General features: G+C 56.9%; 12 protein-coding genes and 1 pseudogene. 4 read left to right on the top strand and 9 right to left on the bottom strand.

Annotation, left to right across the window (positions count from 1 at the left end; all coding sequences use genetic code 11):
* Nucleotide 1: 1 nt before the first annotated feature.
* The 7 genes and pseudogenes from GPK89_RS15475 to GPK89_RS15505 form a co-directional block, all read right to left on the bottom strand.
* A complete protein-coding gene (locus GPK89_RS15475; RefSeq protein WP_252261716.1) occupies nucleotides 2-967 on the bottom strand; it encodes a ParB/RepB/Spo0J family partition protein in 966 nt (321 codons plus the stop codon).
* Entirely contained in the window at nucleotides 915-1754 is an 840-nt protein-coding gene (locus tag GPK89_RS15480; protein WP_215694511.1) for a ParA family protein, read from the bottom strand. Before GPK89_RS15480 ends, GPK89_RS15475 begins: the two co-directional genes overlap by 53 nt.
* Nucleotides 1751-2728, bottom strand: a complete 978-nt coding sequence (locus tag GPK89_RS15485) for a DUF3991 and toprim domain-containing protein (RefSeq protein WP_215694513.1) — start codon at nucleotides 2726-2728, stop codon at nucleotides 1751-1753. The genes GPK89_RS15480 and GPK89_RS15485 overlap by 4 nt, the downstream gene beginning before the upstream one ends.
* A 128-nt stretch (nucleotides 2729-2856) precedes the next feature.
* A pseudogene (locus GPK89_RS15490) lies at nucleotides 2857-3240 on the bottom strand (replication initiator protein A); the annotation flags it as partial.
* A gap of 85 nt (nucleotides 3241-3325) precedes the next feature.
* Complete coding sequence (locus tag GPK89_RS15495) at nucleotides 3326-4225, bottom strand: ParB/RepB/Spo0J family partition protein (RefSeq protein WP_215694517.1); 900 nt, start codon at nucleotides 4223-4225, stop codon at nucleotides 3326-3328.
* Between the two features lie 286 nt (nucleotides 4226-4511).
* The gene (gene ppdK / locus GPK89_RS15500) at nucleotides 4512-7178 is read right to left on the bottom strand and encodes a pyruvate, phosphate dikinase (RefSeq protein WP_215694519.1); all 2667 of its coding nucleotides are present in this window, start codon (nucleotides 7176-7178) and stop codon (nucleotides 4512-4514) included.
* Between the two features lie 269 nt (nucleotides 7179-7447).
* On the bottom strand, nucleotides 7448-7762 hold the full coding sequence (locus tag GPK89_RS15505; RefSeq protein WP_215694521.1) for a hypothetical protein: 315 nt from the start codon (nucleotides 7760-7762) through the stop codon (nucleotides 7448-7450).
* Nucleotides 7763-8032: 270 nt separating this feature from the next.
* On the opposite strand from GPK89_RS15505, the gene GPK89_RS15510 reads away from it, so the two are divergent.
* The 4 genes from GPK89_RS15510 to mfd all read left to right on the top strand — a co-directional run bounded on the left by GPK89_RS15510 (nucleotide 8033) and on the right by mfd (nucleotide 13410).
* Nucleotides 8033-8767: a UDP-N-acetylglucosamine diphosphorylase gene (locus GPK89_RS15510; protein ID WP_215694523.1), complete on the top strand. Its 735-nt coding sequence runs from the start codon at nucleotides 8033-8035 to the stop codon at nucleotides 8765-8767.
* A gap of 66 nt (nucleotides 8768-8833) precedes the next feature.
* Nucleotides 8834-9421 carry an aminoacyl-tRNA hydrolase gene (gene pth, locus GPK89_RS15515; RefSeq protein WP_252261717.1) on the top strand — a complete coding sequence of 196 codons (588 nt, stop codon included), beginning with the start codon at nucleotides 8834-8836 and terminating at the stop codon, nucleotides 9419-9421.
* Between the two features lie 14 nt (nucleotides 9422-9435).
* Entirely contained in the window at nucleotides 9436-9963 is a 528-nt protein-coding gene (locus GPK89_RS15520) for an SH3 domain-containing protein (RefSeq protein ID WP_215694525.1), read from the top strand.
* Between the two features lie 6 nt (nucleotides 9964-9969).
* The gene (gene mfd, locus GPK89_RS15525; RefSeq protein WP_215694527.1) at nucleotides 9970-13410 is read left to right on the top strand and encodes a transcription-repair coupling factor; all 3441 of its coding nucleotides are present in this window, start codon (nucleotides 9970-9972) and stop codon (nucleotides 13408-13410) included.
* A gap of 136 nt (nucleotides 13411-13546) precedes the next feature.
* On the opposite strand, the gene GPK89_RS15530 is transcribed toward mfd, so the two are convergent.
* Together GPK89_RS15530 and GPK89_RS15535 are read right to left on the bottom strand one after the other, a co-directional pair.
* Nucleotides 13547-14725 carry an AI-2E family transporter gene (locus GPK89_RS15530; RefSeq protein WP_215694529.1) on the bottom strand — a complete coding sequence of 393 codons (1179 nt, stop codon included), beginning with the start codon at nucleotides 14723-14725 and terminating at the stop codon, nucleotides 13547-13549.
* A 73-nt stretch (nucleotides 14726-14798) separates the two neighbouring features.
* Nucleotides 14799-15956: an AI-2E family transporter gene (locus GPK89_RS15535; RefSeq protein ID WP_215694531.1), complete on the bottom strand. Its 1158-nt coding sequence runs from the start codon at nucleotides 15954-15956 to the stop codon at nucleotides 14799-14801.
* Nucleotides 15957-16091: the final 135 nt, after the last annotated feature.

Below are 16091 nucleotides of genomic sequence, written 5' to 3' on the forward strand. Positions count from 1 at the left end.
ATCAGCGCTCCTCCTCATGTGCTTGCTCATGCGCCATCTGTCGAAAATAGCTTTCCAGAATTTTCAAGATGCGGTTTTCCATCTGCTGCTTGGTGCAGCCGGTCGGAAAATACTGCGCCACCTTGCTGACGTTGATGTTCAGCACCGGTTCACGCGGCGCAACGCTCGGTTTCTGTGCCGACATGATTTCTTCCAACTTGTCCAGTGTTAGGGTTCCTTCTTTGCTGGCTACTTTCAATTTCTGTGCTTGTGAGAGGGATGGGGTGCAGTCCTGCGCCTCGGCATAGTCGAGGAAACTCTGCTGCTCGTCCGGGGTCAGGTAGGATAGCTCAACTGCAGGGTTGAATTTCAGGGTGTTGGAATCGACCTTTTTCTGGAGTTCAGGGATTAGCTCGTTGAGACGGATGTAGCGGAAAATTTGCTTAGGACTTTCTCCAACATCTGCACCGATTTGTGTCGCGGTTTTTGCTTCAGGGAAATGGGTGTCAAGTTGACACCCATTTTCTTTTCGCCGCCCGGCAGATCGTTTCATCGCTTCATTTTTCATTTTCAGCGCTCGCGCCTTTTCCATCGGACTGATATGTTCCCGCTGGATATTAGCATCGACCATGTCGATGATGGCTTGGTCGTCATCAACATTCCGCACCTGCACCTTGATTTTATCCAGCCCTGCAAGCTGCGCTGCATGGAAGCGCCGATGCCCGGAGATGATTTCATAGCCACCCTCGGCGCGGGGGCGCACGGTCAGGTTTGTAAGTACGCCGTTTTCCTTGATGCTGTCCACCAGCTTCTGCATATCTTCATCGTCTCGCACCTCGAAAGGGTGATTGACGAAAGGATGCAGTTCAGAAAGCGGTACTTCCGTTACTAGGTCGCCGCTTTCTCGTTGGCGGTCAGCCTCTGAGGAAAACATATCAGCGATCGCGGGCATCTTCATCGCGTTCATAAACTTGTTCTTCGCGGCCATGACCTAATACCTCCTGCGTAAATTCAACGTATGCTCTTGCGCTGCTGCTTTTGGGTTCGTACAGGATAGTGGGTGCTGCAAACGCCTGACTTTCCTGCACTTTGACGTTATAGGGGATCTCCGTAGTAAATACACGGAGCGTTCTCCCATACTTGGCGCGGACATCATGGGCATAATGCTCTGAGACTTTCGTATGCTGGGTCATCGTCAGCAAAATGCCCCTGATATGCAGTCCTGGGTTGATTTTGCGCTGCACGTTGGAAATCGAATTTGTCAGCTGCGACATACCAACTACCGAGAACGGCTGCGCCTGCATCGGGATGATGACCTCGTTGGCAGCGGACAGCGCGTTTGTCAGCAGAAGCCCCACGGAGGGGGAACAATCAATGATGCAGTAATCATACTGGTTGCTGTACTGCTCCAGACAGGTTTTCAGCAGCACCTCACGACACATCATGGTGCCCATTGCCAGCTCAAAGCTGGCCAGCCGGAGATTGGATGGAATGAAATCCACCTGTGGTGCAGAGTCATCCGTGCGCTTGCTCTGATAAACGCACTCTCTGTGGGAGAGGGGCTTTTCATAGGCAACTTTCATCAGCAGCTCTGTGATTGTCTGCTCAAGGTCCTGTTCAGGCGGGATACCGCAGTAGCAGGACAGATTGCCTTGCGGGTCAAAATCTACCATGAGTACACGGTAGCCCTGCTGGGTAAGGGCAATGCCCAGGTTGTACGCGGTAGTCGTTTTGCCGGTGCCGCCTTTCTGATTTGCGATAGCAATAGTTTTCATCTGGTTTCCTCCAAAATATCATCCAAGCTGATACAGTGCTTCTGATATTCCTGTGTGACCTGCACCAGCCTGTCGTTATAGTCCTTGCCGATAGGCGGCGGACGATTTTCCACGGTTTTGCCGCTGCCCTCCAAGTGCTTGATAATGTCCTGCGTTCTGGTTCTACCGGCTTCGTCATTATCAAGGCACAGGACAATGTGGGTTATGTTCGGGTAGTATGTAAGAAACGCATCCAGTGCAGCGTAATCCGTACCGCCCAGCGCCAGATAGTGAATACCGCGCCAATTTCCAGTGTGCTGCATAATTTTCAGCGAGGCACCTGACATGGCATCTATGGGCGCTTCGTACACTTCCACCGTGTCGGCAGCGGCAGCAGCTTCGATGTAAAACGGATATATCTTTTTACTGCCGGGAATATCGCGGCGAAACTGAATTTGCGAACAACCGCGCAAGCTGCCACCTTTAGGTTCACCGTTTCCATCGCGCCCGACAAATACACAGTTCGGATGATCCTTGAAGCTCGTCTGATACAGGATTCTTTTCTGCTTGCAGAGCGTCAGCACGTTGGGGTGGATGCAGCGCTTGCGAAGATAGGCAGTAGCAGCGTAGTTGTTCTTATCTGGCTTCGGCAGCCTGAATTCCTTTGCCGGTTTCTTCTCGGCAGGGGGTGGGGGTGCTTTTACAGGTTGGAAAGAAGGACGGACACCGCCCTGTATCCGATTGATTTCCCGCACCGCTTCTACAAACGGAACACCTTCAACCGCTATGAGATAGTTCAGCGCTGTGCGGCCGGTAGCTTTCGTTTTAAAGTACGTCCACGAACCATCCTCTGCGAAGGTCAACGAACTGTGCCCTTTGTGGCGGAATTGTCCGGGTCCTTCCGGTTTGAAGTTGTCCGGCTCACACAGCTGCATATACTGGTACAGATTCATCTGCTTCGCTAGGGCGATTTCCTGCTCTGTTACACCGGGCATACTCTACCACCTATTCTGTTTTCCTAACTGTAATTTATATTCTCAGTATCACTATAATCAGTCTAATTATTATCAGTATTAGTTCCGTGTGATTTTCAAGAATCCAGAAGTGTGAAAATCACATATCAAGAATCACCTTTTTCACAGCTCTTATCATTTATCGTTGCTGCGAAGTTTTTTACATAAATCAAATTCGGTCTACCAAGCCCCTGTCGCTTACGCTCGATAAGCCCTGCCTGCTTTTCCAGTTCCACCATCAGGCGCGTGGCTTTCTGGTTGGCACAGTTCAGTGCATCCATGATTTCCTCCACAGTGAAGATAATGTAAACCTTGTTCTGTGCATCTAACCATTGATTTTTCAGCGACAAACTCATTCGATCCAGCAGAATCCCATACAGTACCTTGGCATCGGTGGACAGCTCCCTGAAGTTCGGCTCTGTAAATAGCGCTTTGGGTATGCGGTAAAAAGAGAACTGCTCGGCTTGAGCGCCGTAAAAATATTCGTATTGCATCTCACTTCTCCTGCCTAAAAATGGGTGCAGCTAAGAAAGCCCACAAAACTACATTTCGTAAGCTATTACATATTGTACTCTTTATTTATCTTTCCAGTTCGTCCTCACGCTGTGGGCGCTGGCGGCTGGAGCGCTTGTGCTCCCAATTCCGCAGCAGCGAAATGATGACATTCTGCATCTGCTGCGGTGTATAGTTGGATGGGAAGTACTGCTGCACATCAGACTGATTCAGAAAGAACTTTTGCCGTTGGTTCGGCTTTTCTTCTGTCAGTAGGGTATGCAGGTAATTCTCCGTCAGCGTTCCATTTCGGCTCATGTCTTTTAGTGTTCGAGACTGAACCAAAGACGGTGTAGCATCACACATCTCCATTTCTTCTTTGAGCCATGTCTGATGTTCCCCTGTCATATAGGAGATTTCGACCGCTGGGTTGAATGCAATGCGACCGTCATCGACCATTTGCAAAATAGATGGAATCAGGTAGGTCAATCGAATATAGCGTTGTACTTGCTTGTAGCTTTCCCCTACTTCTTCGCCAATTACCGCTTCCGACCTATTGTACTTTAACTTTGGGACAACTTGTCCCAAAGTTGCTCGTCCTTGATGTTTCAACGCTTCCATGCGCATTTTATAAGCAAACGCCTTCTCACTTGGCAGCACATGCTCACGCTGGATATTGCTGTTGACCATCAGAATCGTGGCTTCGTCATCGTCTATGTATTCCACTCTGGCAGGGATGCTTTCGATGCCGAGTTCTTTACAAGCCTCCCACCTGCGATGTCCGCTTATCACTTCATAGCCGACACCAACCTTTGGTCTGACGATGATGGGCGTAATGATGCCGCTCTCTGAAATGCTGTCTACCAATTCACTGAATTCCAGATCATGGCGGATACGGAACGGATGATTGGAGAATGGATGCAACTTATTTATTGGAATAGTTTCCTCTTTGCTTGCTCTGTAAGCAGGCGATGTTTTCCTCGTCATGCTGCGTACTCCTGCGGTTTTTTGATAGCTCTTAAGTACCCCGATTTGACCCCAAAAATGTACCCAAAAATCGTATACTTTTTGCTGAAAATGTACCCAAAGGGGATTTTTGCATAAAAAAAGCCCCTAACCACTGTAGTACAGCGATTAGGGGCTTGCTATGATTTATAGAGCGACCTTAACTGTCAGGTCTTTCCATTGCTTCGGCCAAAGCACGCAGCCACGCGAATTTCGATAAGAACGAGCCTTATCGTAATCCACATTTAATTGTAAAAATCTACGTGACTTAAGCGCGTGGATTTTTAATTGCTGCCTGCGCAGCGGCCAGGCGGGCGATGGGAACACGGTAGGGAGAGCAGCTGACGTAGTCCAGACCAACATTGTGGCAGAACTCAACACTGCTGGGGTCGCCGCCGTGCTCGCCGCAGATGCCCAGACCCAGGTTCGGGTTGGTGGCGCGGCCATCAGCAGCAGCCATCTTGACCAGCTTGCCGACGCCGATCTGATCCAGGTGCTGGAACGGATCGCTCTCGTAGATCTTGTTGTCGTAGTAAGCAGTCAGGAACTTGGCAGCGTCGTCACGGCTGAAGCCGAAGGTCATCTGGGTCAGGTCGTTGGTGCCGAAGCTGAAGAAGTCAGCTTCCTTGGCGATCTCGCCTGCGGTCAGGGCAGCGCGAGGAATCTCGATCATGGTGCCGACCTCGTACTTCATGTCGACGCCAGCGGCAGCGATCAGGGCATCAGCAGTCTTGACGATGACGTCCTTGACGTACTTCAGCTCCTTGACCTCGCCAACCAGAGGAACCATGATGTGCGGGGTGATCATCTTGCCAGTCTCGGCAGAAACCTTCAGGGCAGCCTTGATGACAGCATTGGTCTGCATCTCGGCAATCTCCGGGTAGGTGACGGCCAAACGGCAGCCACGGTGGCCCATCATGGGGTTGAACTCGTGCAGGCTGACAACGACATTGTTCAGTTCATCGGTGGTCATGCCCATATCCTTGGCCAGAGCAGCGATGTCCTCGGGCTTGGTGGGCAGGAACTCATGCAGCGGCGGATCCAGATAACGAATGGTCATCGGACGGTCGCCCATGATGCGGTACATAGCGGTGAAGTCGGCCTCCTGGAACGGCTCAACCTTGGCCAGAGCGGTCTTGCGCTCCTCAACGGTACGGGCGCAAATCATCTCACGGACAGCGGCGATGCGGTCCTCGGCGAAGAACATATGCTCGGTACGGCACAGACCGATGCCCTCAGCACCCATGTCAACGGCGTTCTGGGCGTCGCGCGGGTTGTCGGCGTTGGTCATGACCTTCATCTGGCGGTTGGCGTCAGCCCAGCCCATGAAGCGCTTGAAGTTAGCGTTCTCGGTGGAAGCGACAGTAGCAATCTGGCCCTCGTAGATGTTGCCGGTGGAGCCGTCAATGCTCATCCAGTCACCCTCATGGAAGGTGTGGCCGTTGATGGTGATGACCTTGGCGTCGTAGTCGATGGCGACGTCGTTGTCATTGCCGCAGCCGGAGACGCAGCAGGTGCCCATGCCGCGGGCGACAACAGCAGCGTGGCTGGTCATACCGCCGCGGACGGTCAGGATGCCCTGAGAAACCTGCATACCGACGATATCCTCGGGAGAGGTCTCGAGACGGACCAGAACGACCTTCTTCCAAGCGTCGTCCTTGACCTTCTCCTCTGCATCCTCAGCAGAGAAGACAACGCGGCCGCAGGCAGATCCCGGAGAAGCAGCCAGGCCCTTGCCGATAGCCTCGGCAGCCTTCAGAGCGGCAGCGTCAAACTGCGGGTGCAGCAGGGTGTCCAGCTGCTTGGGCTCGACGCGCAGAACAGCGGTCTTTTCGTCGATAACGCCTTCGTCGACCAGGTCGCAGGCAATCTGCAGAGCAGCCTGGGCGGTACGTTTGCCGTTACGGGTCTGCAGCATGAAGAGCTTGCCATCCTCGATGGTGAACTCCATGTCCTGCATATCCTTGTAGTAGTTCTCGAGGCGGGTTGCGATCTCAACGAACTGATCGTAGACCTCGGGCATCTCCTCATGCAGCTTGCTGATGGGAGAGGGAGTACGGATACCAGCGACGACATCCTCGCCCTGGGCATTGATCAGGTACTCGCCCATCAGCTTCTTCTCGCCGGTGGCGGGGTTACGGGTGAAGGCAACGCCGGTGCCGGAACGCATACCGGAGTTACCGAAGGCCATCTGCTGCACGTTGACAGCGGTGCCCCACTCGTAGGGGATCTCGTTCATCTTACGATAAACGTTGGCGCGGGGGTTGTCCCAAGAACGGAAGACGGCCTTGACAGCGCCGATCAGCTGCTCTTTGGGGTCCTGGGGGAACTCTTCGCCCTGCTTCTCCAGGTAAATCTGCTTGAATTCCTTGACCAGTTCCTTCAGGTCGTTGGCGTCCAGCTCAACGTCCTGCTTCACGCCCTTGCGCTCCTTCATGGCGTCGATGCGCTCCTCAAAGAAGCTCTTGCCCAGCTCCATGACGACGTCAGAGTACATCTGGATGAAGCGGCGGTAGCAGTCATATGCAAAGCGGGGGTTGTTGGTCTTCTTGGCCAGGCCTTCAACAGCCTGGTCGTTCAGGCCCAGGTTCAGGATGGTGTCCATCATGCCGGGCATGGACTGACGTGCGCCGGAACGGACGGAAACCAGCAGGGGGTTCTCGATGGAGCCGAAGGTCTTACCGGTCTGCTCCTCAAGGATGCCCATGTATTTGAAGATATCCGCCTTGATCTCATCGTTGATTTCGCGGTTGTCGGCGTAGTACTGGGTGCAGGCCTCGGTGGTGATGGTGAAGCCCTGCGGAACCGGCATACCGGCGTGGGTCATCTCGGCCAGGCCGGCGCCCTTACCACCCAGAGTGTTCTTCATGGTGGTCTGGTCGCCGCCGAAGGCGTCATGGCCCTCTTTGAACAGGTACAAGAATTTCTTGCTCATAGTTACCTCCCAAATTGGTGACGTGTTTGCATCACATAAATCATGTTTGCATAGTCCATTATAACAGACCGAAAGACAGATTTCCAGTAGATTGTTAAAAAAATGCTCAATAGTTTCGCCGAAAAGTAGACAAACTTTTTCGGTTTGCCTATTGCAATTTGCACAAAAATCGTGTAAGCTATAATGGGTGGGAAGTTTGAAATATTTTTCAATTCCTTGTTTTTGCGGCAAATACAAAAGGGAACGGATGCGGTGTCCGTTCCCTTTTTTCATCTGGTTTTCTTTTTGTAGTATGTTACCGCCATATGGGTGTCGCTTGCCCAGGTGAAATAGGTACTGACTTGCGAGCGCCCCATATTCTCTAAAACCTGTTTTAACCCAATCGTCCCATCGAACCACACGTCATACGCCGCAGCCGTATCATCCGCATCCCGCATCGACACCTCCGGGGCGCTCTGCGGCATCGTCAGCATAGCAAAGCCGGGCTGGGCGGCCTCATCGGCGTAGACAGCGCCGCCGCTCACCGCCAGGGCGGCCAGGGCCAGCGCTGCGATTCTCTGCATCAGGGTGTTTCGGGTTTTCATGGGGGTTTTCTCCTTCTTCTATTGCATCTTACGGCCACAGTATAACATTTCCCGCTGCAAAGCATAATAAATTTTCTTATGAAAAAGATGTACTTTTTCATGATTCTTTCCCTTTCACAGAACTTTTTCTGGGAAATTGCGTCGAAAGGCGTTTTTCGGCTTGCTAAAATCCGCCGGGTGTTATACAATATATGGGTATCAGAGTTTCGCGGGCACAGCGGCCCGCCCCTGCCTGCAAACCGTATATACCGTATATAAAGGAAGATGCTCATGTCTACCGCAAAAGAGAAATTTGAACTGACGCAGCAGCGCTACGCTGCCACCTTTGAGCGCCACCTGGATAACGGCGTGAATTTCATCAGCCGCGATGTCTATATTGAGCCGGAGGTCGTCATTGCCCCCGGTGCCACCATCCTGCCCGGCTGCATCCTGCGCGGCAAGACCGTCATTGACGCGGACTGCGTCATCGGCCCCAACACCCTGCTGGAGAATACCGTCGTGGACGCAGGCTCCACCATCAACGCCAGCCAGTGCTATGACAGCCACATCGGCCCCAACAACAAGATCGGGCCCTTCACCCATGTACGCACCGGCACCAAGACTGCCGAGGGCTGCCACCTGGGCGCTTATGTCGAGACGAAGAACGCCGACTTTGCCGAGGGCAACACCGTCAGCCACCTGACCTACATCGGCGACGCCACCGTGGGCAAGTACTGCAACTTCGGCTGCGGCACCGTCACCTGCAACTATGATGGCGAGGGCAAGTTCCACACCACCATCGGCGACTATGCCTTCATCGGCTGCAACACGAACCTTGTTGCGCCGGTCACGGTAGGCGACCACGCCTTCACCGCCGCCGGTTCCACCATCGGCCACGACGTGCCCGCCGGTGCGTTGAGCATTGAGCGCGCCAAGCAGGCCGAGATCGAGGGCTGGGGCGAGAAGAAGCTGGAAAAGTACATCGCCAAAAAGCAGAAGCTGGAAGCGGAAAAGAAAGCGAAATAATATTGCAGGGGGGCAGCGTCCTCGACGCCCCGCGGCAAAGCGTACCAACACGACAAAGGACACACTATGTTAGGAATGACCTCTGGGGCAGACTGGCTGATTGCCGGGCTGGGCAACCCCGAACCGAAATACGACGGCACACGCCACAACGCCGGGTTTGAAGCGCTGGATTATCTGGCCGCTCAGTGGGGGTGCAGCATCACAAAAGCCAAGTGGCAGGGCCTGTACGGCACCGCCCAGGTGGGGCAGCACAAGGTCGTGCTGCTCAAACCGCTGACCTATATGAACCTCAGCGGCCAGAGCATTGCCCCCGCTGCAAACTTTTACAAAATCCCCGCTGACCACGTCATCGTCCTGTGCGACGATATCACCCAGGAGCCGGGGCATCTGCGCATCCGGCCCCACGGCTCGGCGGGCGGGCACAATGGGCTGAAAAGCATCATTGCCAGCCTGGACACCGAGAACTTCAACCGCATCCGCATCGGCATCGGGGCCAAGCCAAACCCGCAGTACGATCTGGCCGCCTGGGTGCTGGGCAAGCTGCCCCCCGCGGACCGCAAAGCCATGACCGACCGCTACCCGGACATTGAGGACGCCTGCAAGCTGCTGATGGACGGCAATTTGCAGTACGCCCAAAACAAGTTCAACCACTAAGGGGACGTTTAACCATGAGTGAATTACGCAAAAAAGCCATGACCCGCCTGGCCATCTGTGCGGTGGCCCTGGTTGCCAGCATCATTTTCAGTGTGCTGCTGCTCACCGGCACTTTTGACGGCAAGACCGACAGCGGTGACGCGGCCCCTGCGACGAGCGACACCACCTCTGCCGCAGCAGGCGTGAATGACCCGACTGCCGACAGCTTCACCGCAGAGGCCACCGGCGACACCGCCGAACCCCCTGCCGAGGAGCAGCCCGCTGAGCCTGAGCCTACCCCGGAGCCGACCCCCGTGCCCACCTTTGACGGCCTGAGCGTGCAGCCCACCACCTATTACAATGAGGGCGAGCAGCCCAGCTACACCACCCCCGGTGATTCCGGCATGAACCTGCGTGCAGGCCCCGGCACCGACTACGACAAAGTGACCAGCGTGCCCGCCGGGACCGGCGTGACCGCCCTGGGCACCAACGAGGACGGCAGCTGGGTCGTGGTCAACTACGACGGCAAATACGGCTGGCTCAAGACCGAATTTTTGAGCTGATAAGCTATGTTCAACGCACTTTTTACCAAAACCGAAGAATACGCAAAACTGGCGCAGGCGCTCGGGGGACCGGGGGCTTGCGCCTTATTTGGCATTCCCGGGGCAGGGCGGGCGCTGGTCTACGCCGCGCTTTCCCAGGCACTGGACAGGCCGCTCTGCATCGTGACCCCCGGCGAGGCCGAGGCCACCCGCTTTGCGGGCGACCTGAACGCGCTGGGCGTGGCGGCGGCGGTGTTCCCCGCCCGCGACTATGTGCTGCGCCCCATTGAGGGTACAGCCCGCGAGTACGAGTACCGCCGCCTGGCCGTGCTGGGCGATCTGGTCGGTGGCCGTCTGCAGGCCGTCTGTGTGCCGGACGAGGGGCTGACCCAGTACACGACGCCCCGGGCCGAGTTCTGCGCCAACACCCGCACGCTGCACCCCGGCGATACCCTGCCCCGCGCCGACCTGACGGCGCTGCTCTACGGCGCAGGCTACACCCGGCGCGACCAGGTGGACGGGCCGGGCCAGTTTTCCATCCGCGGCGACATTGTGGATATCTACGCGCCCGATATGAAACAACCCGCGCGTCTCGAGTTCTGGGGCGACGAGATCGACACGATGCACAGCTTTGACCTGGCCACCCAGCGCCGGGATGAACCAATCGAAAAAATCTACGTCTCCCCCGCCCGGGAGGTACTGTTCGGTTTGCCCGGCGAGGCCGCCGAGCTGATCCGCGCGACCATCAAAAAAGCCCGCGGCAAGCGGCGCACTGCACTGGAAAGCTGCACGGCCAGCGACCTGGCCCAGCTGGACGGCGGCGCGATGCCGGTGAACATGGACAAATATCTGTCGCTGCGCTACCCCGAGCCTGCAACGATTTTTGACTATTTCGACGACCCGCTTCTGATTCTGGAAGAACCCGCGTCCCTGCGGGAGGCCGAACGTGCCACCGTCTACCGCCGCAGCGAGGAGTTTTCCGCCCTGCTGGAGGACGGCGTGCTGGCCCCCGGGCTGGATAAGCTCTACGCCGAGAGCAGCTGGCTCTGGACGCAGACGAGTACCCACCGTACGCTCTGTGCCGAGAATTTTGCCCGCAGTATGCCCGATGTGCCCTTGAAAGCCATCGTCAACGCGCCCGCCCACACGCTGCCCACCTGGGGCGGCGAGGTTGCAGCACTGCTGGAGGACATCCAGCCGCTTTGCAGCGGCGGCGCGGCAGTCACGATCATGGCTGGCACGCCCCGCGCGGCGGCGGGCCTGGCAGCGGACCTGCGCACCAAGGGGCTGAACGTCACCACCGACGCGGAGGCCGATCCATCCGCCGGGATGGTGCAGATCCTGCCGGGGCAGCTCTCCGCCGGGTGCAGCCTGCCCTTTGCCAAGTTCGCACTCTTCACGGCGCGGGCCTTCGGCGTGAGCGGCGCACAGAAAAAGAAAAAGCGCAGCAAAGATGCGCTGAACAGTCTGAGCGAAATCTCGGTGGGCGACCTGGTCGTACACCAGAACCACGGCATTGGCCGGTATGCGGGCATCCAGCGGATGGCCGTGCAGGGCGTCACCAAAGATTACCTGCGCATTGAGTACGACAAAAAGGACGTGCTCTATGTGCCTGTTACCCAGCTGGATCTGCTGTCCCGCTACACCGCACCGGGCGACAGCGACAATGTGAAGTTGAGCCGCCTGGGCGGCAATGACTGGGCCAAGACCCGCAAAAAGGTCAAGGCCGCCACGGAGCTGATGGCGAAAGAGCTGATTGAGCTGTACGCCCGCCGCAAGCAGGCCCACGGCTACGCCTTCCCTTCCGACGACACCTGGCAGGGCGATTTTGAACAGCGCTTTGCCTACGAGGAAACGCCCGACCAGCTGACCTGCGCGGCGGACATCAAGCACGATATGGAGGAGCCGTGGCCGATGGACCGCCTGCTCTGCGGCGATGTCGGCGTCGGCAAAACCGAGGTTGCGCTGCGGGCGGCGTTCAAGTGCGTGATGGGCGGCAAGCAGTGCGCCATCCTTGCCCCCACCACAATTTTGGCGTGGCAGCACTTTAACACGGCGCTGACCCGGATGGAGTCCTTCCCCATCCGTATCGGGCTGTTGTCCCGCTACCGCACGCCGAAGGAGCAAAAAGAGACGCTGCGCGGTTTAAAAGACGGCACGGTGGATATCGTTGTGGGCACGCACCGGCTGCTGTCCAACGATGTAAAGTTCCACGATCTTGGCCTTGTCATCATCGACGAGGAGCAGCGCTTCGGCGTCAAGCATAAAGAGAAACTCAAAGAAAACTTCATCGGTGTCGATATGCTGACCCTGTCGGCCACGCCGATCCCCCGCACGCTGAACATGGCGCTGTCCGGCATCCGCGATATGTCCACGATTGAACAGCCGCCGTTCGAGCGTCAGCCCATCGAGACTTATGTGCTGGAATACGACGAGGGCATCGTCTCGGAGGCCATTCGCAAAGAGCTGGCCCGCGGCGGGCAGGTCTACTACCTGCACAACCGTGTGGATACCATCGACGAGTGCGCGGCCCGCATCGGCAAGCTGATACCGGGCGCGCGCATCGGCATTGCCCACGGCAAGATGACGGAAGAACAGATTTCGTCGGTGTGGCAGCAATTACTGGACAATGAGATCGATGTTCTTGTCTGCACAACGCTGATCGAGACCGGCGTCGATGTGCGCAACTGCAACACGCTGATCATTGAGAATGCAGACCGGATGGGCCTGTCGCAGCTGTACCAGATACGCGGCCGCGTGGGACGTTCCTCCCGCAAGGCGTATGCGTATTTCACGTTTACGCGCGATAAAGTGCTGACAGAAATTGCCGCCAAGCGGCTTTCGGCCATCCGGGAGTTCACCTCCTTCGGCTCGGGCTTCCGCATCGCTATGCGCGATTTGCAGATACGCGGTGCGGGCAGCCTTTTGGGCCACAGCCAGCACGGCCATATGGAGGCCGTGGGCTACGATCTGTACGTAAAGATGCTGGGCCAGGCCATTGCCACGGCCCGCGGCGAGGCCCCGGCCCCGGACAAGAGCGACTGCCTTGTGGATATCACGGTGGACGCCTTCCTGCCGGAGGACTACATTCCGGACGCCGCCGGGCGCATCGAGGCCTACAAGCGCATTGCGGCCATCGAGACGACCACCGACGCAGAGGATGTGCTGGACGAACTCATCGACCGTTACGGCAGCCCGCCCAAGAGCGTGCAGGGGTTGGTGGATGTATCTCTCATCCGCGTGACGGCGGCCCGCGTTGGCATTGCGGAGATCGTACAGCGCGGCGACCAGCTGATCTTGTATAGTGATATCGTCGGTCCGCGCCAGTTGGAGCAGGTCATGGCGCAGTACCCGCACCGGGTCCTGTACAACGCCCTGGGCCGCCCCTATTTCAGCCTGCGTGTCCAGAAGGGCGAGAACCCGCTGGTACTGCTGCGGGATGTGGTCACGCTGCTGCCGGGGGCATGAGTTTGCGGGGGTTTTATTCCTTTTCTTAAAAGAAAAAGAACCGAAAAGAATTTTAAACAAAATAGAAATAGCCACGGTTTACAGGCTCGTTCTGTAAACCGTGGCTTATTTTTTGCGGCAAGCGGGCAAAGCCCCTTTACTCAAACACGTTTTCCTTATCCTCGGCCGTTTGTTCCCTTGGGTTGCCCTCAGCGTCGATGCCTCGCTTATCCAGCGTGTAATGCACGAACTCCTGGGCCAGGCCGTAGAGCGTGGCGAACACCGGCACACCGACGACCATACCGACGATGCCGAACAAATCGCCGCCCACCACGATGGAGAACAAAATCCACAGGGCAGAAATACCGATGGACGAGCCTAAGATCTTCGGGCCGATGAAGTTGCCGTCCAGCTGCTGGATGACAAGGATGAGCACACCGAAAATAACCGCCTGGATGGGGTCGACCAGCAGCAGGATAAAGATGCTGGGAATTGCGCCGATGAAGGGGCCGAACACCGGGATGATGTTCGTGATGCCGATAAACACACTGATGAGCAGTGCAAAGTCCAGCCGCAGGATCGTCATTGCCACAAAGGTGATGACGCCGATGATGGCCGAGTCGATGATCTTGCCGACGAAGAACCCGGTAAAGTTCACGTTGGCGTAATGGCAGATGCGCAGCGTGTTGTCAGCCGCTTTCTCCGGCAAAAAGGCGTGGGTCAGCGTGCGCAGCTGGTGGAGCAGATGCTCTTTATCCGCCAACATATAGATACTGGCCGCCACCGAAGTAAAGATGCCCACAAAGTTGGACGCCACGCTGCCGATGCTGTCCACGATCTGCGGCATGGCGGCGGTCGCCAGGCTGTACACTTCCTTGACCATGGTCTCAGAATCGTCCAGCATTTTGATAGCCTGCTGCAAGTCGATGCCGTAGCGATCCTGCATCATGACCAGTAGATCCTGCACGCCCTGTATGTAGCTGGGGAAGTTCGTAAACAGCATGACGATACTGTTCACGATCTGCGGGATGACCAGCCATGCCAGCAGCACGATCAACAGGATCGCCACGGCATAGGCCATCAGAATAGCAATGCCGCGTGTCTTGTTTTTTTCCTTGAACAGCTTGTGGTAAAAGAATTTCACCATCGGATCCAGGATGTAGGCAATGACCACGCCGCCCGCAAACGGCGACAGAATCCCGATAAAGAAGCCGATTTTGCCCAGGAAATACCCGAGGTTGTTTAAAATCAGATAAAATGCGATACAGGCCCCGACCACGCAGAACCAATCCAATATCGTCTCTGGCTTTTTGGACCAGATATGTTCGTCTTTCAAGCGCTCCGCCCCTTTTTATACCATATTAGTAGTATTGTAAGCGCTGCGGGCGTACATTGCAAGAGATAACCTGTTAATTTTGTGTGTCCATGGGCGGGAAATCCCGGTCGAGGGCATCTGCGTCCAGGCCGCGGGCTGCCAGCCCGGCCCCCACTGCCTGCTTGAGCAGTGCCGCCACCACGGCCAGCGTGGGCACGCCCAGCGCCATGCCCGGGATGCCAAACCAAGCACCGCCCACCACAATGGCCAGCAGCACACCCAGCCCCGGCAGACCGGTGGCCCCGCCCAGGATGCGCGGCGCAATGAAGTTGCCGTCCACCTGCTGCACTACCAAAATGATAATGGCAAATTCTGCCGCTTTCCAGGGCGATTCCAGCAGCAGGATGACAATACCCGGCACCGCGCCGAGGAACGGCCCCAGCACCGGCACAATGTTCGTCACGCCCACCAGCACTGCCAGCAACGGGGCGTACTCCAGCCCAAAAATCGACATGAGGGCGAAGGTTTCCCCGCCCACCAGCAGGGCATCCACAAGCTGCCCGCCCAGATAGCCGCTGAAGATCCGGTTTGCCAGTGTGCATACAGCCAGCACACTGCCCGCCGCCCGGGGCGGCAGCGCTGCCCGCAGGCAGGTGTGCGCGGCGTGCAGCAGATTTTCTTTGCCGGAGAGCAGGTAGATACTGACCGCCAGCGCCACAAAGGCATTGGCGGCGGCGCCTGCAGCATCCCCCGCCGCGCGGGCCGCCGCCTGGGCCGCCTGGCGGGAGAGCGACGCGAACCAGCCTTGCAGCTCACTCCCCACGGCCTGCACCAGCTGTTCCGCCGTAGCCATGTCGATGCCGAAGGTCGCCTGCACCCAGAGCAAGAGTTGACGGATGGTTTCCTCATAGGCGGCCAACCGTCCGGCAAAGGCGGTGATGCTTTGCACCAGCTGGGGCACGACCAACGCCGCCAGCAGTGCCAGCACGCCGAAGAACAGCGCGTAGCTGGCCCCCATCGCCCAGCCGCGCCGCCCGCCAAACAGTTTTTGTGCAAAAAAGCGCGTAGGAATGTCGAGCACGTAGGCCAGCACCAGCCCCCAGCCGAAGGGTGCCAGCAGCGCCAGCAGACCGCCCAGCGCCATCAGGGCCGCGGGCAGCCGTGCCACAGCGGCAAACAGCAGCGCCGTCCCCGCCGCCAGCACCAGCCAATCCCCCATCGTGCTCGGCGGGCGGTCAAAATATTTTTTCATTGTGGTTCCTCCTCTTTTATGCTGCACTGGGTTTACCGCACAATTTGCGGAAAGTTAGTAGTATTGTAAGTGCTGCGGGCGTACATTGCAAGCGCTAACCTGTTAATTATATGTGTCCATGGGTGGGCGGTCAAA

The organism is Gemmiger formicilis (assembly GCF_018784445.1).
Taxonomy (GTDB): domain Bacteria; phylum Bacillota; class Clostridia; order Oscillospirales; family Ruminococcaceae; genus Gemmiger.